Consider the following 23,252-nt stretch of genomic DNA (forward strand, 5'->3'; position numbering starts at 1 on the left):
AAAACCTTGCGGTGACGGCCATTTCGTCGGTTTCGCGGTGCCTGGACGGCGGGACTACTCCACGAGCGACGGTGTGTCGCGCCGCAATGTCTCGCCCCTGAAGAACGCCGGGCTGACCGACCGCCAGACGAACATGAGCACGACGCCGAGCAGCAGGATGCCGAAGCCCATGAAGAACACCAGCCCGATACCGCCGATCGCGGCGCCGCTGCCGTTCTCCGGATCCATGCTCTCCTTGATCGCGAGGGCGAACACCCAGGCCAGCACCAGGCCGCCGATCAACGGGAACAGGAACTTGAACAGCACGTTGTGAATGTTGGCGAACAACTCCCCGCGGAAGTACCACACGCAGGCAAACGCGGTGATGCCGTAATACCAGCAGATCATGATGCCAAGGGCGGCAATGGTATCCAGTAGCGCACTCTCGGACAGCAGACTCACCACGGTGTAGAACACCCCGGTAACCACTCCGGCGACGACAGTGGCGAAGGTGGGCACCAGATAACGCGGGCTGACCTCGGCGAAGCGGGGCGGGAAGGCCTTATAGGCCCCCATCGCCAGCATGGCCCGGGCCGCGGGCAGGAAGGTGGTCTGCAAGCTCGCCACCGACGAAGCCAGGATCGCCAGGAACAGCAGCGGCCCGGCATAGGTGCCCAGCACCGGGTCGGCCAGCGCGGCGAACACGTTCTCCGCATTGTCGGGATTGCCAAGGCCCAGATCGGTTTCACCGACCCCGGCGTACATCATCACCGCGACGGCGATGAGCAGATACGTCGCCAGGATGGACAGCACGCACAACAGACCGGCCCGGCCCGGCACCTTCGTCGGGTCCTTGGACTCCTCCCCCAGCGTCAGGCAGGTGTCCCAGCCCCAGAAGGCGAATATCGACCCGGTCACGCCAACGGCGAAGACGCCGAACGTAAGTCCGGTGAGTGGGTTGAACCAGTCCAGGTCGAAGGACAGCCCGGCCGGCGCGTCGCCTCGACCCACATGCACCAACGCCATCACCGCGAACGCCAGCAGTACCACCATCTGGAACCCGACCAGCACGTACTGCACCCGTTCACTGGTGGTGATACCGCGACTGGCAATGGCGGTGGCAATGGCCAGGAACACCAGCGTGGTGAGGATGTTGATGGCCTTGTTGTCGGCGAGCTCGGCGATCGAGTGGTGGTTGGTGACCCGGGCGATGAACAGGTAGAAGAACTCGACCGCGATGGCGGCGAGGTTGGACAGCACGATGATCGAGGCCATCACCATGCCCCACCCGCACATCCAGCCGACGTATGGGCCAAATGCCTTGGTGGACCACGTGAACGACGCGCCGCAGTCGGGAGCACGCGAGTTCAGTTCGCGATAGGCGTAGGCAGTCAGGAACATCGGGATGAACCCGGCGATGAAGATCGCCGGCATCTTCAGTCCGACGGCCGCGACGATCAACCCGATGCTCGCGGTCAGTGTGTACCCGGGTGCCACACACGAGATCCCGAGGATCGCACCCGAGAACGTGCCGACCTTGCCCGCGGCCAGCCCCTTGGACACCAGCCCCGCGGAGTGTTCGGCGTCCTCAAGCTTCTGATGGGCCGCGGATTCCGATGCGGACTCGGTCATGAGTGGTCCTCGCCGTCTTTCAGTTCATCCCGGGGCACGACCACCATGGGCACGTCCAACACCCGCAGCATCTTGGCCGCGGTGGAACCGAGGAAGATCCGCCGCGGTGCGCTGAGCCGGCTGGATCCGACCATGATGATGTCGCCTTCGTCCCAGCCCAGCTGCTCGACCGCGGCCTCGACGCTGGGCCCGTTCACGATCGTGGAGGTCACCGGAAAGTCGGCAGGCAGTTCATCTCTGGCGGCCTCCAGCGTCCGTTCCGCGTGCGCGAGGGCATGGGCCCGGACCGCCTCGTCGTCGCCGCGAAGCGAGCCGAAGGTCGGATCGAGCGCGACCAGCGACACCAGCCGCAGCGGGATGTCCGCGGCCCGACTGGCCCGTACCGCGGTGGCGAGCAACAGATCCGAACCCTGGCGTTGGCCGATGGCGCAGGTGATTTCGTGCACCCGCTCGATCTTCGAATCGCGGGTTCCCCGCGGCGCCACCGCGACCGGCACGGGCGAGGAGTGCAGCAGTTCGTTGACCACCGATCCCAGTGAATAGCTGCCGACAAGTCCCCCGCCGGCACCGCCGACCACGATGGCGATCGCCCGCAACCGCAGCGCTTCGCGGATCAAGCCGTCGGCGAATGACTCATCGAAGCTCAGATGCGGGTGCGCCACAACGTCGTCGGGCACCAAGGCCAGGGCGTCGTCCAACCAGCCCTGTGCCTGCTCGGCCAGTACTTCCTCGTAGCCGCCACCTTTTGGCACGGTGCCCGGCGGCGCGGTGTCGGGCGGTAGCACGATGCAGATGTTGATCTGGGCGTCCAGGGTTCGGGCGAACCGGACTGCCAAGGCCAACGCATCGGCGCCACCGGGAGTTGCCAGATACCCAACGACCAGGTTCACCTGCGTCATCTGCCACCACCCATCCCGGCACCGCGCCGTGCGACCGTAGTGGGTCGATCCTGTCAACCCACCACGCGACGTGCAGGGGTTCTACGAAATTGCCGGACCGGCTGGATCACTGGGCATACTCGGCGGCGCCGTCCTCGAGGACGAGCCGGGCATCGGCACCGTCGGGTCCGCTGGCTTCGGTTCGGAACACGGCCCGTCCCGGTTCGGTACGCCAGATCGACGTCGTCAGCGTCTCGCCCGGGAACACCGGCGAACTGAACCGCGCCGCCACTGCGTGAACCTTCGTGGCGTCACCGCCGCCGAGCTCGGCGACCAGCGCCCGCCCGGCCACACCGTAGGTGCACAGCCCGTGCAGGATCGGCTTCGGGAACCCGGCGAGGTTCTGCGCGAACCACGGATCGCTGTGCAGCGGGTTGCGGTCCCCGGAGAGCCGGTAGATCAGCGCCTGGTCCTCGCGGGTGGGCAGCACCACCTGAGCATCGGGTTCGCGGTCGGGAATCTGCGGTGCCACGGGACGCTGCCCAGGCTGCCCGCCGAATCCGCCTTCACCCCGAATCACCACGGTGGTAAGGGTTTCCGCGACGATCTCGCCGCTGGCCGGATCGGAACCGATGCCCTTGAGCATGACCACCGCGTTCTTGCCCTCACCCTTGTCCTGGATGTCGGCGACCTCGGAGACCACGGTCAGCTTGCCGGACGGGGGCAGCGGCCGGTGCAGCCGGATCTCCTGGGAGCCGTGCAGCAGCATGCTGAAGTTGAAGGTGCCGATCTTGAGTGCCGCCGGGAAGGCCGAGCACGCGATCACCGCATAGGTCGGTAACACCTGCTGTTCGATCTCGTGGCTGTTCTCGGTGGTGAAGGCAAGGTCATCGGTGCCCGCGCCGACGCCGATGGCGTACAGCAGGGTGTCGCGGTCGGTCCATGCGAACGGAATCGGATCGGTCGTCGCGCCAATGGCGTCCGGATTGAGAGGCATGCGTGCCGACGATAGTTGAGTCGCCCGCCCTTGTTGACGTTTGCCCGATCTAGGGCCACGATGGCTCGCATGCGTTATGTCGTTACCGGCGGTACCGGGTTTATTGGCCGCCGAGTGATCACCCGGATTCTGTCCCGCGATCCCGGCGCCGAGGTGTGGGTGCTGGTGCGCCGTGGGTCGCTGACGCGGTTCGAGCGGCTCGCTCAGGACTGGGACGAGCGGGTGAAACCGCTGGTCGGCGACCTGACCGCGGCTGACCTCGGCTTGAGCGACACCGATATCGCCGAGCTGGGTGACATCTCGCACGTCGTGCACTGTGCGGCCATCTACGACATGACGGTCGGCGAATCCGAGCAACGGGCCGCCAATGTGGACGGCACCCGTGCGGTGATCGAGCTGGCCCGGCGCCTGGACGCCACGTTGCACCACGTGTCCTCGATCGCGGTGGCCGGAAACCATCGGGGGGTGTTCACCGAGGCCGATTTCGACGTCGCACAGGATCTGCCCACGCCGTATCACCAGACCAAGTTCGAGGCCGAACTGCTGGTGCGCTCGGCACCGGGCCTGCGCTACCGGGTGTACCGCCCGGCGGTCGTGGTCGGCGATTCGCAGACCGGTGAGATGGACAAGGTCGACGGCCCGTACTACTTCTTCGGCGTTCTGGCACGGCTGGCCGGCCTGCCCAAGTTCACGCCGATGATGCTGCCCGACAGCGGCCGCACCAACGTCGTCCCGGTGGACTTCGTTGTTGAAGCGGTCGTTCATTTGATGCACGTCGAAGGCAAGGACGGTGAGACGTTCCATCTCACCGCGCCGGAGACCACCGGGCTGCGCGAGATCTACCGCGGGGTCGCCGCGGAGGCAGGGCTGCCGCCGCTGCGCGGATCGCTGCCGCGGGCCACCGCGGCACCGGTGTTGCGGGCACGGGGACGGGTCAAGGCGGTGCGCAACATCGTCGCCACCCAGCTGGGTATCCCCGGCGATGTGCTCGACGTGGTCGAGTTGCGGCCGACCTTCACCGCGGACAACGCCACCGCCGCGCTGCGCGGTACCGGAATCGCGGTCCCCGAATTCTCTTCGTACGCACCGAAACTCTGGCGGTACTGGGCCCAGCACCTCGATCCGGACCGGGCACGGCGCGACGACCCGTCCGGCCCTCTGGTCGGCAGGCACGTCATCATCACCGGCGCTTCCAGCGGCATCGGCCGGGCTTCGGCAGTCGCCGTCGCCGAACGCGGCGGCTGCGTTTTCGCCCTGGCGCGCAATGGCGACGCGCTCGACGACCTGGTCGACGAGATCCGCGCGGCCGGCGGTCAGGCCTATGCATTCACCTGTGACGTCACCGATTCGGCGTCGGTCGAACATACGGTCAAGGACATCCTCGGCCGATTCGGCCACGTCGACTACCTGGTGAACAACGCCGGCCGGTCCATCCGACGCTCCGTGGTGAATTCGACGGACCGGTTGCACGACTACGAGCGGGTGATGGCGGTCAACTACTTCGGCTCGGTCCGGATGGTGCTGGCGCTGCTGCCGCACTGGCGCGAACGCCGGTTCGGCCATGTGGTCAACGTGTCCAGCGCCGGTGTACAGGCCAACAGCCCGAAGTACAGCGCCTACCTACCGACCAAGGCCGCGCTGGATGCGTTCTCCGAGGTGGTCGGCACCGAGACCCTCTCGGATCACATCACCTTCACCAACATCCATATGCCGCTGGTGAAGACGCCGATGATCGCACCGTCGCGCAAGCTGAACCCGGTACCCCCGATCTCCGCCGAGCACGCCGCGGCCATGGTGGTGCGCGGTCTGGTGGAAAAGCCGGCCCGGATCGACACTCCACTGGGCACCGTGGCCGATTTCGGTACCTACCTGACCCCGAAACTGTCCCGCCGCGTTCTGCATCAGCTGTATCTGGGCTACCCGGACTCGGCGGCCGCGCGCGGGCTGGACGGCGACGGCGCCGACAGACCAGACGGCGGTGAGGCACAACGACGCCCGAAGCGCCCGGTCCGCGGCACCCGAAACATTCGGGTCCCGCGTGCGGTGGCGCGCCCGGTCAAGCGGGCAGTACGGTTGGTGCCCGGGGTGCACTGGTAGCCGATCCGGTCATATCGTGGCGTGGTGACCTCTCCCACCGCGCCTGTGTTCGCCGATGTCGATACCGGTGTCGACGACGCCATGGCGCTGGCATATCTGCTCGCCAGCCCCGAAGCCGAGTTGGTCGGTATCGCCTCGACTGCGGGAAATGTTCCGGTGCAACAGGTCTGCGCCAACAATCTGGGCCTGCTGGAACTGTGCGGAGTGACGGGGATACCGGTCTCCAAGGGAGCCGAGCAGCCGCTGAGCGCACCGTTGCGCACCGCCGAGGACACCCATGGGCCACAGGGCCTGGGATACGCGCAGCTGCCCGAGACCGACCGGCTGCTGACCGCACACGATGCCGCCGAGGCCTGGGTACGCGCTGCACGTGCGTACCCGGGTGAATTGATCGGGCTGGCCACCGGCCCCCTGACCAACCTGGCCCTGGCCATGCGCGCCGAACCCACCCTGCCCAAGCTGCTGCGCCGGCTGGTCATCATGGGCGGGGCCTTCGACTACCGGGGCAACACCACGCCTGTGTCGGAGTGGAACATCAGTGTGGATCCCGAGTCCGCCGCCGAGGTATTCGGCGGCTGGACCGCAGCCTGGGGTCTCGACGACGCGACACATGTGCCGATCGTGCTGGGCCTCAACCTCACCGAGAACATCGCGATGACGCCCGCGCTGCTGAACCGGCTGGCGGCCGCGGCCGGATCGCCGTCGGCTCCGATGAGCGTGCTCGACGAACGGGGCACGCGGTCGACGGCGGACAATCCGTTGATCCGCGTGCTCGAGGACTCCATGCGGTTCTACTTCGAGTTCCACTTCGACACCGGCGACGGATACCTGGCGCACCTGCACGATCCCCTCGCCGCCGCGGTCGCACTGGACCCGGAGTTGGTGAATTGCCGGGAAACCACGGTCGATGTCGAGCTGAGGGGCACCCTGACCCGCGGCATGACAGTGGCCGACTGGCGCGGACATTGGGGCCGCCCTCCCAATGCGCTCGTCGGCACGGAGGTCGACCCGACGGCATTCTTCGACCGGTTCATCGGCCGGGTCGGGGAGTTCGCGCAGCGCCTGGGCTGAGCCACCCGCACCCGCCCTCATTCATAGGCGCCCTCCAAATACCAACGGCGCTGCCGGTAACACAGCAACAGAGCCTGATCTCCCCCACCGTCCCTCTCATCGCGTCCCAGCAGCACCTGGACCCGCGCGGTGCGGCCGGCCCCTCGGTTCTCCGGATCCCACCACCGCTCATCGACCGGCCACGGCCCCGCCCACCAGCGCAGCCGGCCGTCACGGCGGCCGGCGCCGGTAAGCTGCGCCGGATCGGCCGAGAACAACCCGCGGCTGGTGACCCGAACCGGGTTTCCTTGTACGTCAAGAAGTTCCACCGGATCGTCGAGCAGTACGGTCGGCGAGGGTTCGGGCAATTGGCCGGGCCACGGCTGTCGCGGATCGGCTCGCGGTACCGGCTCATCCCCCAACGGAGTGAAGGTGATGCGTTCGGCGGGCCCGCGGCCGCCGCTGAGCACCGGCACCTGTACCGCTTCCTGGCCGAGCAGACCCTGGACCCGCAGCAACGCACGCCGGGCCCGCAGCCGGTCCTCCTCCCCGATCCCGCCCCACAGCGGCAACTGCAGCGCCGCGGCCGAGACCACCTCCACCGGTCGCAGGCGCAGCACCGTCACCGGGGCGGTGGGCCGCTCAGAGGTACGTCGGTTCAGCCAGCCGTCCAGCTGCCAACGCACCCGGTCGGCGGTGGCCTCCTCGGTCAGTGGTTCGGCACACCGCCAGACCCGTTCCAGCTCTTCCCCATTGGCGGTGACGGCATGGATGGCCAACCGGGTACAGCCCACCCCGGCCGCCTCCAGATGACGATGCAGATCACTGGCCAGTGACCGTCCCGCGAAGGCCGCGGCATCCACCCGTTCGATCGGCGGGTCACAGTTCATCACGGCATCGAGTTCGGTGGCCGGATCCCGCCCGGAGGGGCCCCGGTCCGGTTCCCCACAGGCGAACCGGTGCGCCGTCACCGCATCGGCCCCGAACCGGGAGGCGACATCGGTGCGGGACAACTCGGCGAACTGCCCCAGGGTTCGGATCCCCATCCGCCACAACAGGTCTGCCAAGTCCTCGCGGCCGGGAGCCGCCAGGGCCGGTTCGGTGGCCAACTGCCGGATCGACAACCCGGAGAGAAACCGGGCGTCGTTCCCGGGTTCGACGATGCAACCCGCCCGAGCGGCGAAGACGGCTGTGGAGAGTTGATCGGCGATACCGACCTGGCATTCGGCCCCCGCCGCTGCGACGGCATCGATCAGTCGTTCTGCCGCAACCGGTTCGGACCCGAAGTATCGCGCCGCACCACGCACCGAGAGCACCAACAGTCCCGGACGCAGCACCTCGGCGCGCGGCACCAGATCGTCGACGGCAAGCGTCACGTTCTCGAAATGGCGCGCGTCCCTGGCCGGATCGGCGGTGACGACGTGCAGTTGCGGGCACCGGGCCTGCGCCTCGCGGCGCCGCAGTCCACGCCGGACCCCGGCCGCACGCGCGGACGCCGAGCAGGCGATCACCCGGTTGGCCAGGGTGACCGCGACCGGCACCGTCGACGTCAATCCTGCGGCCGTCGCCGCGGCCACTGCCGGCCAGTCCATACACCAGAGGGCCAGCACCCTGGATTCCACGGGCACGAGCTACCCGCCTACCGCGCAGGCCGATCCGGTGCCCCGCCCCCGGGCACGCATGGCCAGCCGGACCCGGCTGATCCGGCCGCGCCCGGGCATCGGGGTGTCCCGGCCGGCGCCGGCCACCTCATAGCCGGAGACCCGGGCCTCCAGCCGGGCCGACGCGCCCTGCCAGTCACCATCGGTGATCAGCAGGGTGCAGCCTTTCTGCCGGGCCCGTGCCACCATCACCCGGGCCCGGCTCGGCGGCACCGAACGTCCGCCCAGCCCGAGCACCACCAGATCCATCCCGTCCATCAGCACCGAGGCCACCTCGACGGGGTCGGCGCCCGGGTCGGGGATCACTGCGAGTCGGCTCAGATCGGCGCCCATCTCCACCGCGGCCAACAGTCCGACATCGGGTTGGCCGACGATCACCGCATGCCCACCCGCGGCCGTCACCGCCGCCACCATGCCCAGCGACAGCGACCGGGCACCCGCGGCCACCGCGACCGACCCGCGCGGCAGCATCGTCGGCAGGCCTTCCGGCAACGTCTCAACCAGGGTTTCAGGCTCCGCCAGCAAAGATTCCCGAGCCGGAATCACCGCTGCGGCCCGGGGCATGCCGCGATGCGCCTGGCCAACCTTCCCCGATACCGAGGCAATCTTGCGTCGAAGGTGTTCTACCTGTTCGGAGCGGGTTAGCCGGTGTAAATCGAGCTCCGCCGCAACAGTCACAACAACACCTCCCGCACCATCTGTCCACCATCATTTTCGAATGTATGTTCGATGGCTCGAGTAAACACCTACCCCCCGACAGCGTCAAGCCACGATGGGCGGTCACCAACCCCGGAAGGCAGGGCTGGTCGGAATGGCTCTGCGACCGGCCCTGCCTTAAGTTAGAGTTCCGTTCACCAGAACCCGCTTCGGGATGGGACTGGCCACGACTTGCGTTGCATGTAGTGGGAATCCATTGCGATTCGCCGAAGGCCAAGTTCTGTAAAGCACGGGGGACAGTGAGGACAGCATCATGAAGTCTGGGCAGTTGACTCGTCGGCTCACCGTCATCGCAGGCGGTGCGGCAGTCATCGGGATGATCTCGTTCACCGCGGCGTGCGGTACCGAGGAGAAGGGTCCCGAGACCACCACGCCGACCACTACGACGACGACCACAACCACCCCGCCGGCCACTCCCGCCCCGCCGCCGCCGGTCGAGCCGACCGAAAAGTCGATCAACCCCACCGGTGGCAACCTGTTCACCCCCGGCGTGAAGGCACCCCCGGCCCCGACCGCGATCCCCGGCGACAACTAGGCGACGGGAGTACAGACAGTCGGTTGTTCGCCCATGGCCGGGATGAACATCGCCCCCGGGCGGGTGTTACTGGCGCTGATCCTGTTCAGCGCTCTGCTGGTCTCCGACCTGCGAACCAGCCCCGACACGGGCAATTGGGCGTACGGGCCCACCCAGATCACGGGCCCGTATGCCCAATTACTTTCTGCCTCAACCGATCTCGGGCCAGCCGACAGTGGCTCGGCGCAGTTGACCATGACGCTGCACGGCACCGCCCGGCCCACTGCGCTGCTCGGGTGGGCCGAGGAGCATTCACTGTCGATCCGGTGGCGACCCGGTGATGCCTGGGCGATCGCCGAGGGCCGATCTGCCGCAATGGCATCCGCTTTCGGGGTGGACATCCATGACTACCGGGGCCGGCGCGGTCAGGAGTTCTACGCCTCACCGCAGCAGCCGTCGGTACCCGAGCCGCTGGCCGGGGAGGTCTCCGAAGTCGGCCGCATCCTGGGCTACACGCCGTACCGGATGTCGCTGCCGGACCTGCGGAACCTGCCCACCGATGTTCCGGACCAAGGGCTGACACCGCAGGCGGTGCTCAACACCTACAACCTTGCCGGCCTGGCGAAGCAGGGATTCACCGGCAAGGGCACGACCATCGTGTTCTTCGCGTTCGACGGTTTCGACCAGGCCGATCTGGACACGTTCGCCGCCACATTCGGCCTGCCCAGGTTCACCCCGACAGTGGTCGGCGGCCAACCGAGCGCACCACGTGGTGAGACAACCATGGATCTACAGGTCGCCCATGCCGTCGCCCCTGATGCGCAGAAGGTCGTGGTCAACGCCAGGCCGACAGTGCAGGGTGACGGTGCCTACGAGAAGATCGGGAAGATGCTGGAGTCCGCGGACCAGCAGTTCCCGGGCGCGGTGTGGAGCTTCTCGATCGGCTGGGGCTGTGACAAGTTGATCACCGCTGCCGATCTCGCCCCCGTCCGATCCGCACTGGCCACCGCGCACACCCACGGCACCACGGCATTCAACGCCAGCGGCGACCTCGCCGGCCTGGAATGCAAAGGCGGACAAGACTGGTCGTCCGCACCCGGTAAGGACGACATCGGCCTCGACTCGGTGGCGTCCCTTCCGGAGATCACCGATGTCGGCGGCACGACGCTGTCCACCGACGCCGACGGCGACTGGCTGGCCGAGCAGGCCTGGTTCGACGTTCCGCTGTCGCAGGGCACCGGCGGCGGCGTGTCCGCGCTGTTCGACCGCCCGGACTGGCAGAAGGGGCTGTCCGCCCCGGGCAGCACCGAGGCCGGCGGCGAGCAGAAGCGGCTGACTCCCGACATCTCCGCCGTCGCCGACCCGTTCACCGGAGTGAAAATCGTTCTGAACGGCCAGGTTCTGGTCGGGGGCGGGACCTCGCAGTCCGCACCGCTGTGGGCCGCGATGGCCGCGGTGATGAATCAGTACCTGGTCGCCAACGGCGGCCGCGCGCTCGGCGATTTCAATCCGCTGCTGTACCGCATCGCCAGAGGAGCACCGCTGCCGGCGTTCCGCGACGTCACCCTCGGCGGCAACGCGGTGGCCAGCGCCGCACCCGGCTACGACCTGGTGACCGGGCTGGGCACACCCGACGTGGAAAACCTCGCCAAGAACCTTCTCATCCTTCAGAAGGTGAGCCGATGACCGACGCGCCTGACGACACCGACGTCCCCACCACCGAATGCCGCGTCTGCAAGATCGACGTGCCAGACGGCAAGTACTGCGGCCTGTGCGGGGTGCCGATCGACAAGGAGCGAGGAGACGGACCGGAATGGTTGCGCCTCAGCGCATCCTGCGTCGCCCCCGATGAGCACCTGCTACGCCCGTCGATCGCCAGCTCGCTGTTCCCCCACCTGTCGCACCAGTCCCGCATGCCGTTCCGTATCGCGATGCTGGTCCTGCTGGCCGGGTTGGTGGCGTGTGCGCTGTTGCGGCTGCCCGCGGCCCTGATCGCGGTTGCCGCACTCGGGCTTCCATTGCTTTTCCTGCTCTACCTCTATGAGTCCGACGCGTTCCGCGATCTACACCGCGTCAATCTGGCGGTGACCATCGTGCTGGGAGTCGCGCTGGGCGTGGGCTGGGTGCTTATCACCGGCCACGCCATGGCCAAGTCCTACGGCGTCCCACTCGGTGTGGGGGTGACCGGCTCCCGGATGGTGCGCAACGGCTTGGGTATTCCGCTGGGCGGCGCGGTCCTGATGCTGGTACCTGCCGTCGTGGTCCGGCTCCTGCGCCCGGCGAACCGGGAATCGCTGGACGGCTTCATGATCGGCGCTCTCGGTGCGACGGCATTCACCGCGGCGGCCACCCTGACCCGGCTGGCACCACAGCTCACCACCGGCATGGTGGCCCGCAACCGCCCGATGTCCGGACTGATCGTCGAAGCCGGAATCCGCGGTGTCGCCGTACCTTTGACCGCAGCGGCCATCGGCGGCCTGATCGGTGCGGCATTGTGGTTCACCCGCCCCGCCACCAAGGCCGACAAACACGTCGGCTACGTCCGGCTGGTGATGTTCTCCTGTGCGCTCGCGGTGCTGATCATCTACACCGCGCTGGGCCTTGTCGATGTTGCCCGTATCCCCCAGTGGATCCAGCTGGCGGTGCACATCGGGGTTGCGCTGCTGGCGATCTTGGCACTGCGCGTCGGTCTGCATCTGGCACTGCTGCACGAAGCACAGGACGAGATCGCCTCCGACCAACCCATCTTCTGCCCACGCTGCGGTCACGTCGTGCCCGACATGTCGTTCTGCCCCCACTGCGGTGCCGCCACCCACGCATCGTCACGCACTTCCCGAGCAGAACGCCGCGAGCACCGGCCGGTACGTGATCCGGGGTCCGACGCCGGATGAGCACGTTCTTTCCCGGCTACGCGGTACCCATTTCCACGGGCAGAACCCGAGCCGTCCGCGGGACCTCGGCCTTGAAGCTGCTGGCGATCCTGGGCACCGGAATCGCCCTGGTGGCCGGTGCATTGGTCTGGGTCTCCCATGCCACGAGCAAATCCCCGGCCCGCTACATGTGTCCACCCGACTGTGGGCGGCCCCCGACCGGGCAGGCGGTGGCGATCAATCCGGTGTTCACCGCGCCCGACGGGAGCTTCTCGGTCTCCTATCCGGTGGCTTCCTCGGCGTACAAGGTCACCACGACCCCGACCGGTGTCACCGCCGAATTCCAGGCCGGTGACGGCGGCATGCTGCAGTTGTTCAGCGAGCCGGCCGGCGGCCGCAGTGCCGAGGACATCGCCAATTCCCTGGTCGAAAAGACCTTTCCCGACACCAAGACCGCCTACAACATCCCGAATGCGATGGTCGGTTACCACCCGGGATTCGGACTGGTCGCCGACTGCTGGCCCCAGGGCGCCACAAGTAACTACATGCGGATGCGGGTCCTGGTGTTGGTCGCCGTGAAAGACGACCTCGCTCTCGTCGCATCGGCCGTCGGACCCTACCGGGAGTTCGGCCCTGGCTCCGGCGCCAGTAAACCCTCGGGCGCGAACCTGCAGTTGGCGCTGGACATGGGCAAATACGTCAACAGCTTCCGCTGGCGCGGAGATCCCAACCGCTGAACCCGCTTTTCGATGCGGTGCTGCCGCCGATCGAAAACTCACAATTGACGCCCAGGCCGGGCCGTGCCGGGTTAGAGTTTGCTGGCAATCCGATTCGGGTGCTGTTCCCGAATCGCCAGGCGGGGGACAGTTAGGACTAATCATGAGGTCACGCCCATCAACTCGTCGCCTCGCGGCCGCCGCGGCTTCGGTCGCGATCGTCGGAATGGTCGGGCTCAGCGCTTGCGGTACGGGCGAAAAGGCACCCGAGACCACGAGCCCCACCCCGACCACCACCACGACAACGACGACCCCCACAACGCCGCCGCCCGCGGAACCCACCGAGAAGCAGGTCTCCCCCGGTGGCAACAACAAGTTCACGCCCACCCACGTAGAGCCGGTCGCGCCACCCACCGGACGTCACGGGATCGGCAGCCCCCACCGGCAATAGCGCCGTCGGATACCGGCCGTTGACCGTGCGGCCACCCACGCCATGAGCACCGGAGCCGGCTCCGACAACACCTTGCCCACCATCGAATGCCGGGTATGCCGGGCCGAGGTTCCGGCGGGCACATTCTGCGGCCGATGCGGCGCACATCTGGATTCGCGGCGCGCTGGGCCCGGGTGGCTGCGGGTCCGCGCGTACTGCGCGGGCCGCGAGCACCTGCTGCGGCCGTCGGTGGTCAGTTCGCTGTTCCCCCAACTGCCGCGGCATTCGCGCGCACTGTTCCGGCTGGCGATAGCCGTGCTGGTGGTCGCGGTGGCCGCGTGCGCCCTGCTGCGACTGCCGGCGGCGATGAACGCGCTCGCCGCATTCGGGGTGCCGCTACTGTTCGTCGCATACCTACGCAGATCTGTTGTCTTCCAAGATATTCCGGTGCGTACGATGCTGCTGACCGCCGTCCTGGGCGCCGGGCTGGGCGCCGCCTGGACCCTAATGACCGCAACCGCGGTGGCCCGTGAGTACGACATGCCGATGGGTGTCGACGTCCCGCAGTTCCGGATCATGCGCGACGGCCTCGGTGTCCCGCTCGGCGCGATGCTGCTGATGCTCACCCCGGCGGTGGCGATCCGCCTGTTCGCCCCGCGACCACGAAAATCGCTGGGCGGCTTTGCCATCGGCGCGCTGAGCGCGCTGGCGTTCACCGCGGCCGCCACGCTGAGCCGGCTGGCTCCACAGTTCGACGACGGGATCGTGGACCACGACCGGCCATTGAGCGGGCTGTTGGTGCAGGCCGGTATCCAGGCGGTGGCGGTGCCCTTGACCGCTGGGGCCGCCGGAGCTCTCATCGGTATCGCCTTGTGGTTCACCCCGGCGCCGGACAACCCGCGGCAGAACTCGAAGGCCGTACGTACGGCACTGGCGTTGACGGCCGCAACCGTCCCCGTCTGCTATGCGATGCTCGGCCTGATCGATGTCGCGCCGGTGTCTCAGATGCTGGTGCTGGCAGTGCATCTGGCCGTGATGACGTTGGTGATGCTGGTGCTGCGAATCGGTCTGCAGCTCGCGTTGCTCTATGAAACCCCCGACGCCGCCGTTCATTCAGACGGATCGCGGCTGTGCCCACAATGCGAACACACCGTTGCCGACATGAGGTTCTGCCCGAACTGTGGCGTCGCGATCCGCGCGTTGTCGCCGCCGGCGCATCGGGTCGGCGACCACCGGCTGCTGGGGGCGTGGGGTGCGGGTGTTGCGTTGTTGGCTGCGGCCCTCGTCGGGGTGTCGGCATTGGCCAGCCCCGCTCCCGAACGTTACGTATGCCCGCCGGACTGTGGCCGTCCGCCGACATTCGAGCCGGTGGCGACGAATCCCCGCTTCACCGCCCCCGATGGCGGGTTCTCGGTCGCCTATCCGGCCACAGGCGCCGCTTACACGGTCACCACCGCCGCTAACGGGGTGACGGCGGATCTTCTGGTCGGAGACGGCGGCACCATGCAACTCATCAGCAAGCCCGCGGCCGGAAGGACGCCGAAGGAGATCGCCACAGCCCTGATCGAGGACACCTACCCCGACGCCGACATGGACTACGAGATCCCGAATGCCATGGTCGGCTACCAACCCGGGTACGGGATGGTCCTCGACAGCTGGCCGCAGAACGCGACCGGCGACTACATGCGGTTGCGGGTGGTGATTCTCGCGGCGGTCAAGAACGACCTGGCGCTGATCGCCGTCGCGACGGGCCCGTATCACGCGTACGGCCCCGATTTCGGCCCCGGCATTCCGTCCGGCGCCAACTTGGATCTCGCACTGGATATGGGCAAGTACGTCAACAGTTTTCGGTGGCGCGGAGACCCCGCGCGCTGAGTCTCGGCGGGCCTGAGCTGGACGTGAACCATCGTCAATTGGTGACATTGACAAATGTCATCAATTGCTGGTGTACTCCAGACACGCTTCAACGAGGAGGCCCCATGTCCGGAACCACCGGAATTCACCCGGCCCGACGCGGATCCGTGCGGTCCCGTAGCGCGTCCAAGGTCAGCAGCCTCACCCTGCGCCAGGTCAGTGCGGCTCTGCCGCCGGATACCGGCTGGGGACTGTGGACCTCACGCAGGCTGATCGCACGGATCATGGCCACCTTCGGTCCGCCGCTGTCGGGCACCCGTGTCGAACGCGTCGATGTGCGCATGGCCGACGGCAGACGCGTCGTGGGCGAATGGGTGCGCGGCCCCGGGGTCACCGAAGGCGAACGTGCCATCTACTACCTTCACGGCAGCGGATTCGCGCTGTGCTCACCGCGGACGCACCGGCGGCTCACCGCGTGGCTGTCGCGTCTGACCGGACTGCCCGTGTTCTGCATCGACTACCGGCTGGCTCCCGAGCACCGGTTCCCCGCCGCCGCCAACGATGTCCGCGCCGGCTGGGATTGGTTGTGCACCGAACGCGGACTCCGTCCGGACCGCATCGTGATGGCGGGCGATTCCGCGGGTGGGCACCTCGCCGTGGATCTACTCCTGCAGCCCGACGTCGTCCACCCGGCCGGACTGGTGCTGCTCTCCCCGCTGATCGACCTGACTTTCACCCTCGCCCGCACCCGTGAGAGCCTGCGGCCCGACCCGGCGATTCGCGTGGCCGACGCTGCCCGTCTCGTCGAGTTGTATTGCGGGAAAGTGGATGTCAGCCATCCTCGGCTGAACCTGGACGTCGCCGGCGGGCGACGGTTACCGCGAACCTTGATCCAGGCCGGCGGCGCCGAGATGCTGCTCGCCGATGCCCGCTCGCTCGACGCGGACATCCGGGCCGCGGGCGGCCGTGCCGAACTGCAGGTGTGGCCCGACCAGGTACACGTCTTCCAGGCCTTGCCCCGGCTCAGTCCGGAAGCCGTCCCGGCCATGCAACAAGCGGCAGGCTTCATCTCGGAATCCCTGCGCTGCGACACCAATGAGGAGACCGTCGAGGTGGCCGGATGAACATCTTCGGATCGGGCCGCAAACGCAGCCGGCACGCCGACGCCGTCGTCACCGGCGCGGGCAGCGGCATCGGCGCCGCCTTCGCACGCGAACTGGCCTCCCGCGGCGGCCGGGTGGTGTGCAGCGACATCGACGAGGCCGCGGCCCGCGCCACCGCTGAGGCCATCGTCGCCGACGGCGGACAGGCCACGGCGGTGCGCTGTGACGTCTCGCAGATCGACGAGGTCACCCACCTCGCCGAGGCCGCGCAAACCTGGTTCGACGGGCCACCCTCCCTGGTCGTCAACAACGCGGGCGTCGGCGCGGGCGGGCAGCCGATCGGCGAGGTCCCCCTCGACGACTGGCACTGGGTGCTCGGCATCAACCTCTGGGGGCCGATCCACGGCTGCCACGTGTTCACACCGATTCTGCGTGCCGCACAAGGTGATCAGCCCCGCGGCATCATCAACGTGGCGTCCGCTGCCGCCTTCGGCGCCGCTCCGGGAATGGCCGCCTACAACGTCAGCAAGGCCGGGACACTGTCACTGTCGGAAACCCTCGCCGCCGAGTTGGCCGGCACCGGCATCAACGTCACGGTGCTGTGCCCGACGTTCGTCAAGACCAACATCGTCGAAGCCGGCCGGATCACAGCCCAATCGACGCAGTTGGCCGACCGGCTGATGCGGTGGACCGGGTTCTCCCCCGAACGGGTCGCACGGATGTGTCTGGACACCAACGACCGCGGCGGCCTCTACTGCATGCCCCAACTCGATGCCCGGATCGGTTGGGGCATCAAACGACTCACCCCGACCGTGTACACCCGCGCGGTGGGTTTGACGACCCGCATCACCAGTCACGAGGAGGTTTCGTAATGGCCATGGACATGGAACGAATGCTGGCGAAGATCAAGGACCGGCAATGGGCCCTGGCCGACATCGACTGGGACGCACCGGGGGCCGAGACCATCACCGACGAGATGCGCCCGAAACTCAAGGCGTTCATGGCCGACCTGTGCTGGATCGAGAACGTCGGTGCACGCGGGTTCGCCGCGCTGGCCAAGAAGGCGCCGACCCCGACCATCGCCGAGATCTACCGCTACTTCCACGCCGAAGAGCAGCGGCACGCCAACGCCGAGCTGGCCCTGATGAAGCGCTGGGGCATGCTCGAAGACGGCGAGATGCCCGAACCGAACGTCAACATCCGGTTGGCCATCGAATGGCTGGACACCTTCTCCGACAACATGTCGCTGTCGGTCCTCGGTACCGTGATCCCGATGCTCGAGGTGGCTCTCGACGGAGCACTGTTGAAGTTCCTGCTCGAAGAGGTCGACGACCCTGTGTGTCATCAGGTCTTCGAGAAGATCAACAACGACGAATCCCGCCATATCGCGGTTGATTTCGAAGTGCTCAACATGATCGGCAACTCCACCGCGCGGAGACTGGCGGTCGAATTCGTCGGCAACGTCGCGTCTCCCGGAGTGATCATCGGCACGTTGATGTACGTACCGCTGCTCAACCGGATGCGCAACAACATCGTCGACATGGGCCTGCAACCGGAGAAGCTGTACAAGGCGATGATGCGCTTCAAGGAGATCGGCGGCCGCGGTGAGCACACCTGGCGGGTACCGACCTATCAGCTGCTCAAGCTGCACGGCCGCATGGTCACCAACCCGCGCCACCCCTACCACTGGATCGCCAATCCCATGGTGTGGGCCTCAGACCGCTATCCGAAGACACTGCTGCGGCCGATACCCACCTGGTTCAAAGAGCTCACCCACGAGCCGGCGGCCTGACATGGCGAATCGGACCTACGACACGCTGATCGTCGGTGCCGGATTCACCGGCATCGGCACCGCCATCAAACTCATCGAGGCCGGAATCGATGACTTCGTCATCCTGGACCGTTCGGACCGGGTCGGCGGGACATGGCGCGACAACACCTATCCCGGTGCGGCATGCGATATTCCGTCGCTGCTGTACTCGTTCTCGTTCGTCAAGAACCCGGACTGGTCGCGGGCCTACTCCCCGGCCGCCGAGATCCGTCAGCACATCGAGGGCATGGTCGACTCGTTCGACCTGCGTCGGCGGATCCAGTTCGGTGTAGAGGTCAACGGTCTGTCGTTCGACGAAGCCGAAGGCATCTGGACGGTCAACACCACTGGCCGCTCAGGACCCGATCGCTCCTCACGTGCGCGGCGCTTCCGGGCCCGGACCGTGGTACTGGCCTCCGGTCCCCTGCCCGACCACAAGTGGCCCGACATCCGCGGACTGGACACCTATGAGGGCCACAAGATCCACAGCGCGAACTGGGACCACGACTACGACTTCACCGGCAAGCGCGTCGCCGTCATCGGCACCGGGGCCAGCGCCGTGCAGATCATCCCGGAGCTGGTGAAGACCGCCGGCTTCGTCAAAGTGTTCCAACGCACCCCGGGCTGGGTGATCCCGCGTCTGGATATCGCCACTCCCCCGGCGGCACGCACGCTGTTCACGAAAGTGCCTGCTGTGCAACAGCTCGCCCGCCAGATCCTGTTCTGGGGGCACGAGGCGAGCGCGACCGCGATGGTGTGGGACACCCCGCTGACGGGGCTGGTGGCGCGGGTCGGCAAGGCGCATCTGCGCCGGCAGGTTTCCGATCCGTGGCTGCGCAGGCAGCTGACACCGGATTTCACTCCGGGCTGCAAGCGGATGCTGGTCTCCAGCGATTACTACCCGGCGTTGCAGCGCGACAACTGCAAGCTCATCGACTGGCCGATCGCCACCATGAGCCCGGTGGGCATTCGCACCAGCGACGGCATCGAACATCACCTCGACGCGATCGTGTTCGCCACCGGCTTCGACGTCCACCTGACCGGTCCGCCCTATCCGGTCACCGGTCTCGGAGGCCGGTCTCTGGCCGACGAATGGAGGGGCGGCGCCCAGGCCTACAAGAGCATCAACGCCCACGGGTATCCGAACCTGTTCCTGATGACCGGGCCCAACTCCGGGCCGGGACACAACTCACTGCTCGTCTACGTCGAGGGCCAGATCGACTACGCCGTCACCGGCATCAGCACGATCCTGCGCAAGAATCTTCGCTACCTCGACGTGCGCGCCGACGTGCAGCAGCGGCACAACACCCGCCTTCAGCAGCGACTGACCAAAACCACCTGGATGTCGGGGTGCACCAGCTGGTACCTGACGGCGGACGGATTCAACGCGTCGATGTATCCCGGAACCGCCACCCAGTATCTTCGACAGATGCGGGATTTCCGGCTCGGTGACTACGACGTGACAGCACGCGACGCACGCGTCGCGATCAGCTCCTCGGCCTGATGGCGGCCAAGCAGCCCCGGCAGTCGGCGGGCGCCATCTCGACGATCCTCACCGGTCTGCGCCGGGCCCCACGGCAGATCCGGCGCGGATCGCGCGACGTCATCGAAACGGCGGTGTCCCAGCTCTTCGACGCCGCCGTCCAGCCGCACGGCGCCGCAGCCTCCGGCGAATACCGGATCGAGGAACTCGCGCGGCTGGCCGACACGACCACCCGCAACATTCGGGTGTACCGCGACCGTGGATTGCTACACCCGCCGCTGCGGGTCGGCCGGATCGCGCTGTTCAACGACACGCATCTGACACGGCTGCGGTTGATCACCTCGATGCTGGACCGGGGCTACAACATCGCGCATGTCCACGAGATGCTCAGCGCGTGGGAGCAGGGCAAGGACATCGGCGATGTGCTGGGCCTGGAGGACGCCATCGCGGGCAACTGGGCCACCGAGAAACCCGAGCGGATGCCACTGGCCGAAGCCAAGCGGCTGGTCGATGACGATGCCGGGTTCGACCGGCTGGTCGGCAACGGTGTGATCAAGCTCGAGAAGACCTCAGATGACGCAATCATCGTGCGGCCCAAGCTGATCGAGGCGTTCAATGAAGTCCGGCGGTATGGCGTGCCGATCGACACGCTGATCAACGTGCACGAGCAGGTGGTGCCACTCCTGGACCAGATCAGCTCGATCCTGGTGCGCGCCGGGGTCGATCAGGTATCCGAGAAGATCAAGCCAGGCGAATCCCTGCCCGCGGATACCGAAGTGGCCGAACTGATCACGATGCTGATCCAGTTCCGGACACAGGCCGTCTCCGCGGTGAGCGCGACACTGGCCGCCTCGATCGAGGCGACCATCGAATCGGTCGTCAGTCAGATGCTGACCGAGTACGTCGAGAACGCTGCCACCAACCCTGCCGAGCAGACATAAAACTGCCCCTGTTCGCGTGAAAAGGGGCAGTTTTATGTCTGCTCGCGGGAGTGGTTACTCCCACTCGATGGTGCCCGGCGGCTTGCTGGTGACATCCAGCACCACGCGGTTGACCTCGGGCACCTCGTTGGTGATCCGGGTCGAAATGCGTTCCAGCACTTCGTAGGGCACGCGGGTCCAGTCCGCGGTCATCGCGTCCTCGCTGGACACCGGGCGCAGCACGATCGGGTGACCGTAGGTACGTCCGTCGCCCTGCACGCCCACCGAACGCACGTCGGCCAGCAGCACCACCGGGCACTGCCAGATCTGCTGGTCCAGGCCGGCGGCGGTGAGCTCCTCGCGGGCGATCGCATCCGCGCGGCGCAGGGTGTCGAGCCTGTCGGCCGTCACCTCGCCGACGATGCGGATACCCAGACCCGGACCCGGGAACGGTTGGCGGCCAACGATTTCCTCCGGCAGGCCCAGCTCACGGCCGACCGCGCGCACCTCGTCCTTGAACAGCAGCCGCAGCGGCTCGACGAGCTTGAACTTCAGGTCGTCGGGCAAGCCCCCGACATTGTGGTGGCTCTTGATGTTGGCCGTGCCGGTGCCGCCACCGGATTCCACGACATCGGGGTACAGCGTGCCCTGCACCAGGAACTCGATCTCGCCCTCGCTCGCACCCAAGGTGTCACGAACCACCCGCTCGAACGCCCGGATGAACTCGCGACCGATGATCTTGCGCTTGCCCTCGGGATTGGTCACCCCGGACAGTGCCTCAAGGAAGCGATCGGCGACGTCGAGGGTGACCAGTTTGGCACCGGTCGCCGCGACGAAGTCCCGCTCGACCTGCGCGCGCTCGCCCGCCCGCAGCAGACCGTGGTCGACGAACACACACGTGAGCCGGTCCCCGATGGCTCGTTGCACCAGTGCGGCCGCCACCGCGGAGTCGACACCGCCGGACAACGCGCAGATCGCCTGGCCGTCGCCGATCTGCTCCCGCACCGCCTCGATCAGCTGATCGGCGATATTGGCGGCGGTCCACGTCGCACCGATCCCGGCGAACTCGTGCAGGAACCGGCTCAGCACCTGCTGGCCGTGCGGGGAATGCAGCACCTCGGGGTGGTACTGGACGCCGGCCAGTCGGCGGGCCCGGTTCTCGAAGCCGGCGACGGGAGCCCCTGCGCTCGAGGCGATCACATTGAACCCGTCCGGCGCCGCGGTGACCGCGTCGCCGTGGCTCATCCACACCGGCTGGGTGCCCGGCAGTTCGGCATGCAGATCGCCGCCCGCCACATGCAGCTCGGTGCGCCCATACTCGCTGGTCCCGGTGTGTTCGACCGTCCCGCCCAGCGCCTGGGCCATGGCCTGGAAGCCGTAGCAGATGCCGAACACCGGAATGTCGAGATCGAACAACGCGGGGTCCAGGCGCGGGGCGCCCTCGGCGTAGACACTGGCCGGACCACCCGACAGCACGATGGCCTGCGGATCCTTGGCCTTGATCTCCTCGACCGTGGTGGTGTGCGGGATGACCTCGGAAAACACCCGCGCCTCACGGACCCGGCGAGCGATCAGCTGTGCGTACTGAGCGCCGAAGTCGACGACGAGGACAGGACGGGGAGATGCAGATGTCACCGCAACAGTCTAGGAGGTGACGCGTTTGCCCACCGATACGGGCAAAAATCGTATCGACAGCGCTGAACTGGCCCGCAGCAGTCGCCGCAGAAGGCGTGTTTAAGTCCCCCGCCCGCATGGCGATTACGCATGATGAAGGAGACGTCGGCGAAAGCGAGGTGCCCAGTGCTGGGCCTGCCCGAACAGATCACTGCCTGCCTGTTCGACCTCGACGGCGTGCTCACCGACACCGCCAGCGTGCACAAGAAGGCGTGGAAGACGATGTTCGACGGGTACCTGAAGGCGCGAGCCGAACGCACCGGCGAACCGTTCGTCGCTTTCGACATCGACGCCGACTACCTGAACTACGTCGACGGCAAACGCCGGCAGGACGGTGTCCGCTCGTTCTTGGAAAGCCGCGGGATCGAGTTACCCGAGGGCATACCGGACGACGGCATCGACGCCGAGACCGTCGAGGGTCTGGGCAACCGCAAGAACGCGATGTTCCACCAGACCCTGCAGTCCGAAGGGGTCGAGGTGTTCGAAGGATCCCGGCGCTATCTGCAGGCCGTGGCACGGGCGGGCCTGCGCCGGGCCGTGGTGTCCTCCAGCGCCAACACCGAAGAAGTTCTCAAGATCACCGGGTTGGACACATACATCGAGCAGCGGGTGGACGGGGTGACGATGCGTGACGAGAACCTGCCGGGTAAACCGGCACCGGACAGCTTCCTGCGCGCCGCCGAGCTCCTCGGCGTCTCCCCCGCGCAGGCCGCCGTCTACGAGGACGCGCTGGCCGGGGTCGCGGCCGGCCGGGCCGGAAAGTTCGGTTTCGTGGTCGGCGTGGATCGCGTCGGGCAAGCCGAGCAACTACGCCGCGACGGCGCCGACATCGTGGTCACCGACCTGGCGGAGTTGATGTAGCCCCAT

At 67.3% G+C, this 23,252-nt stretch carries 20 protein-coding genes; 14 read left to right on the forward strand and 6 right to left on the reverse strand.

The annotated features are described in order from the left end of the window. Window positions 1-54: 54 nt before the first annotated feature. The 3 genes from EH231_RS23700 to EH231_RS23710 all read right to left on the reverse strand — a co-directional run bounded on the left by EH231_RS23700 (window position 55) and on the right by EH231_RS23710 (window position 3,486). Complete coding sequence (locus EH231_RS23700; RefSeq protein ID WP_090432389.1) at window positions 55-1,611, reverse strand: APC family permease; 1,557 nt, start codon at window positions 1,609-1,611, stop codon at window positions 55-57. Continuing rightward, on the reverse strand, window positions 1,608-2,501 hold the full coding sequence (locus EH231_RS23705) for a universal stress protein (protein ID WP_090432895.1): 894 nt from the start codon (window positions 2,499-2,501) through the stop codon (window positions 1,608-1,610). Before EH231_RS23705 ends, EH231_RS23700 begins: the two co-directional genes overlap by 4 nt. A gap of 115 nt (window positions 2,502-2,616) precedes the next feature. After that, window positions 2,617-3,486: a MaoC/PaaZ C-terminal domain-containing protein gene (locus tag EH231_RS23710; protein WP_090432387.1), complete on the reverse strand. Its 870-nt coding sequence runs from the start codon at window positions 3,484-3,486 to the stop codon at window positions 2,617-2,619. Between the two features lie 69 nt (window positions 3,487-3,555). Here EH231_RS23710 and EH231_RS23715 point away from each other — a divergent pair, with 69 nt between their 5' ends. Both EH231_RS23715 and EH231_RS23720 read left to right on the forward strand, forming a co-directional pair. Beyond that, window positions 3,556-5,583 carry an SDR family oxidoreductase gene (locus tag EH231_RS23715; RefSeq protein ID WP_124713461.1) on the forward strand — a complete coding sequence of 676 codons (2,028 nt, stop codon included), beginning with the start codon at window positions 3,556-3,558 and terminating at the stop codon, window positions 5,581-5,583. Between the two features lie 81 nt (window positions 5,584-5,664). Next, window positions 5,665-6,654, forward strand: a complete 990-nt coding sequence (locus EH231_RS23720) for a nucleoside hydrolase (RefSeq protein WP_234927547.1) — start codon at window positions 5,665-5,667, stop codon at window positions 6,652-6,654. A gap of 17 nt (window positions 6,655-6,671) precedes the next feature. Here EH231_RS23720 and EH231_RS23725 read toward each other — a convergent pair whose 3' ends face one another. Both EH231_RS23725 and EH231_RS23730 read right to left on the reverse strand, forming a co-directional pair. Further along, entirely contained in the window at window positions 6,672-8,225 is a 1,554-nt protein-coding gene (locus EH231_RS23725) for a DNA polymerase Y family protein (protein ID WP_205262759.1), read from the reverse strand. A gap of 39 nt (window positions 8,226-8,264) precedes the next feature. Further along, the gene (locus EH231_RS23730; RefSeq protein ID WP_044516406.1) at window positions 8,265-8,972 is read right to left on the reverse strand and encodes a DnaE2-dependent mutagenesis accessory factor ImuA'; all 708 of its coding nucleotides are present in this window, start codon (window positions 8,970-8,972) and stop codon (window positions 8,265-8,267) included. Between the two features lie 292 nt (window positions 8,973-9,264). On the opposite strand from EH231_RS23730, the gene EH231_RS23735 reads away from it, so the two are divergent. From EH231_RS23735 to EH231_RS23785, 11 genes are all read left to right on the forward strand, one after another. Continuing rightward, window positions 9,265-9,546 (forward strand): hypothetical protein, encoded by a 282-nt coding sequence (locus EH231_RS23735; RefSeq protein ID WP_090432379.1) that lies wholly within the window; start codon window positions 9,265-9,267, stop codon window positions 9,544-9,546. Between the two features lie 42 nt (window positions 9,547-9,588). After that, window positions 9,589-11,211: a S53 family peptidase gene (locus tag EH231_RS23740; RefSeq protein WP_409544236.1), complete on the forward strand. Its 1,623-nt coding sequence runs from the start codon at window positions 9,589-9,591 to the stop codon at window positions 11,209-11,211. Next, window positions 11,208-12,416, forward strand: coding sequence for a zinc ribbon domain-containing protein (locus tag EH231_RS23745; protein ID WP_124713463.1), 1,209 nt, complete (start codon window positions 11,208-11,210; stop codon window positions 12,414-12,416). The genes EH231_RS23740 and EH231_RS23745 overlap by 4 nt, the downstream gene beginning before the upstream one ends. Beyond that, on the forward strand, window positions 12,413-13,132 hold the full coding sequence (locus EH231_RS23750; RefSeq protein WP_090432373.1) for a hypothetical protein: 720 nt from the start codon (window positions 12,413-12,415) through the stop codon (window positions 13,130-13,132). Before EH231_RS23745 ends, EH231_RS23750 begins: the two co-directional genes overlap by 4 nt. Before the next feature lie 142 nt (window positions 13,133-13,274). Further along, on the forward strand, window positions 13,275-13,562 hold the full coding sequence (locus tag EH231_RS23755) for a hypothetical protein (RefSeq protein WP_124713464.1): 288 nt from the start codon (window positions 13,275-13,277) through the stop codon (window positions 13,560-13,562). A 42-nt stretch (window positions 13,563-13,604) separates the two neighbouring features. Beyond that, a complete protein-coding gene (locus EH231_RS23760; protein WP_164480998.1) occupies window positions 13,605-15,416 on the forward strand; it encodes a zinc ribbon domain-containing protein in 1,812 nt (603 codons plus the stop codon). A 104-nt stretch (window positions 15,417-15,520) separates the two neighbouring features. Continuing rightward, entirely contained in the window at window positions 15,521-16,519 is a 999-nt protein-coding gene (locus EH231_RS23765; RefSeq protein WP_090432372.1) for an alpha/beta hydrolase, read from the forward strand. After that, a complete protein-coding gene (locus EH231_RS23770; RefSeq protein WP_090432370.1) occupies window positions 16,516-17,370 on the forward strand; it encodes an SDR family NAD(P)-dependent oxidoreductase in 855 nt (284 codons plus the stop codon). The genes EH231_RS23765 and EH231_RS23770 overlap by 4 nt, the downstream gene beginning before the upstream one ends. Beyond that, complete coding sequence (locus tag EH231_RS23775; RefSeq protein ID WP_090432368.1) at window positions 17,370-18,290, forward strand: reductase; 921 nt, start codon at window positions 17,370-17,372, stop codon at window positions 18,288-18,290. The genes EH231_RS23770 and EH231_RS23775 overlap by 1 nt, the downstream gene beginning before the upstream one ends. Before the next feature lies 1 nt (window position 18,291). Further along, window positions 18,292-19,812, forward strand: coding sequence for a flavin-containing monooxygenase (locus EH231_RS23780; protein ID WP_090432366.1), 1,521 nt, complete (start codon window positions 18,292-18,294; stop codon window positions 19,810-19,812). Beyond that, window positions 19,812-20,732 carry a MerR family transcriptional regulator gene (locus EH231_RS23785; protein ID WP_090432364.1) on the forward strand — a complete coding sequence of 307 codons (921 nt, stop codon included), beginning with the start codon at window positions 19,812-19,814 and terminating at the stop codon, window positions 20,730-20,732. The genes EH231_RS23780 and EH231_RS23785 overlap by 1 nt, the downstream gene beginning before the upstream one ends. A 54-nt stretch (window positions 20,733-20,786) precedes the next feature. Here EH231_RS23785 and guaA read toward each other — a convergent pair whose 3' ends face one another. Continuing rightward, window positions 20,787-22,346, reverse strand: a complete 1,560-nt coding sequence (gene guaA / locus EH231_RS23790; protein ID WP_090432362.1) for a glutamine-hydrolyzing GMP synthase — start codon at window positions 22,344-22,346, stop codon at window positions 20,787-20,789. 129 nt (window positions 22,347-22,475) lie between these two features. Between guaA and EH231_RS23795 the strand changes: the two genes are divergently transcribed. Then, window positions 22,476-23,246 (forward strand): beta-phosphoglucomutase family hydrolase, encoded by a 771-nt coding sequence (locus tag EH231_RS23795; RefSeq protein WP_090432359.1) that lies wholly within the window; start codon window positions 22,476-22,478, stop codon window positions 23,244-23,246. Window positions 23,247-23,252: the final 6 nt, after the last annotated feature.

This window comes from Mycolicibacterium nivoides, from assembly GCF_003855255.1.
Classification (GTDB): Bacteria; Actinomycetota; Actinomycetes; order Mycobacteriales; family Mycobacteriaceae; genus Mycobacterium; species Mycobacterium nivoides.

Excerpts from the sequence above, each read along its gene's own strand:
- EH231_RS23745 (WP_124713463.1), top strand. The coding sequence starts at position 11,208 with ATGACCGACGCGCCTGACGACACCGACGTCCCCACCACCGAATGCCGC.
- EH231_RS23710 (WP_090432387.1), bottom strand. The coding sequence starts at position 3,486 with ATGCCTCTCAATCCGGACGCCATTGGCGCGACGACCGATCCGATTCCG.
- EH231_RS23760 (WP_164480998.1), top strand. The coding sequence starts at position 13,605 with ATGAGCACCGGAGCCGGCTCCGACAACACCTTGCCCACCATCGAATGC.
- EH231_RS23755 (WP_124713464.1), top strand. The coding sequence starts at position 13,275 with ATGAGGTCACGCCCATCAACTCGTCGCCTCGCGGCCGCCGCGGCTTCG.
- EH231_RS23740 (WP_409544236.1), top strand. The coding sequence starts at position 9,589 with ATGAACATCGCCCCCGGGCGGGTGTTACTGGCGCTGATCCTGTTCAGC.
- EH231_RS23725 (WP_205262759.1), bottom strand. The coding sequence starts at position 8,225 with ATGGACTGGCCGGCAGTGGCCGCGGCGACGGCCGCAGGATTGACGTCG.
- EH231_RS23715 (WP_124713461.1), top strand. The coding sequence starts at position 3,556 with ATGCGTTATGTCGTTACCGGCGGTACCGGGTTTATTGGCCGCCGAGTG.
- EH231_RS23795 (WP_090432359.1), top strand. The coding sequence starts at position 22,476 with ATGATGAAGGAGACGTCGGCGAAAGCGAGGTGCCCAGTGCTGGGCCTG.
- EH231_RS23720 (WP_234927547.1), top strand. The coding sequence starts at position 5,665 with ATGGCGCTGGCATATCTGCTCGCCAGCCCCGAAGCCGAGTTGGTCGGT.
- EH231_RS23700 (WP_090432389.1), bottom strand. The coding sequence starts at position 1,611 with ATGACCGAGTCCGCATCGGAATCCGCGGCCCATCAGAAGCTTGAGGAC.
- EH231_RS23785 (WP_090432364.1), top strand. The coding sequence starts at position 19,812 with ATGGCGGCCAAGCAGCCCCGGCAGTCGGCGGGCGCCATCTCGACGATC.
- EH231_RS23770 (WP_090432370.1), top strand. The coding sequence starts at position 16,516 with ATGAACATCTTCGGATCGGGCCGCAAACGCAGCCGGCACGCCGACGCC.
- EH231_RS23765 (WP_090432372.1), top strand. The coding sequence starts at position 15,521 with ATGTCCGGAACCACCGGAATTCACCCGGCCCGACGCGGATCCGTGCGG.
- EH231_RS23735 (WP_090432379.1), top strand. The coding sequence starts at position 9,265 with ATGAAGTCTGGGCAGTTGACTCGTCGGCTCACCGTCATCGCAGGCGGT.
- EH231_RS23775 (WP_090432368.1), top strand. The coding sequence starts at position 17,370 with ATGGCCATGGACATGGAACGAATGCTGGCGAAGATCAAGGACCGGCAA.
- EH231_RS23750 (WP_090432373.1), top strand. The coding sequence starts at position 12,413 with ATGAGCACGTTCTTTCCCGGCTACGCGGTACCCATTTCCACGGGCAGA.
- EH231_RS23780 (WP_090432366.1), top strand. The coding sequence starts at position 18,292 with ATGGCGAATCGGACCTACGACACGCTGATCGTCGGTGCCGGATTCACC.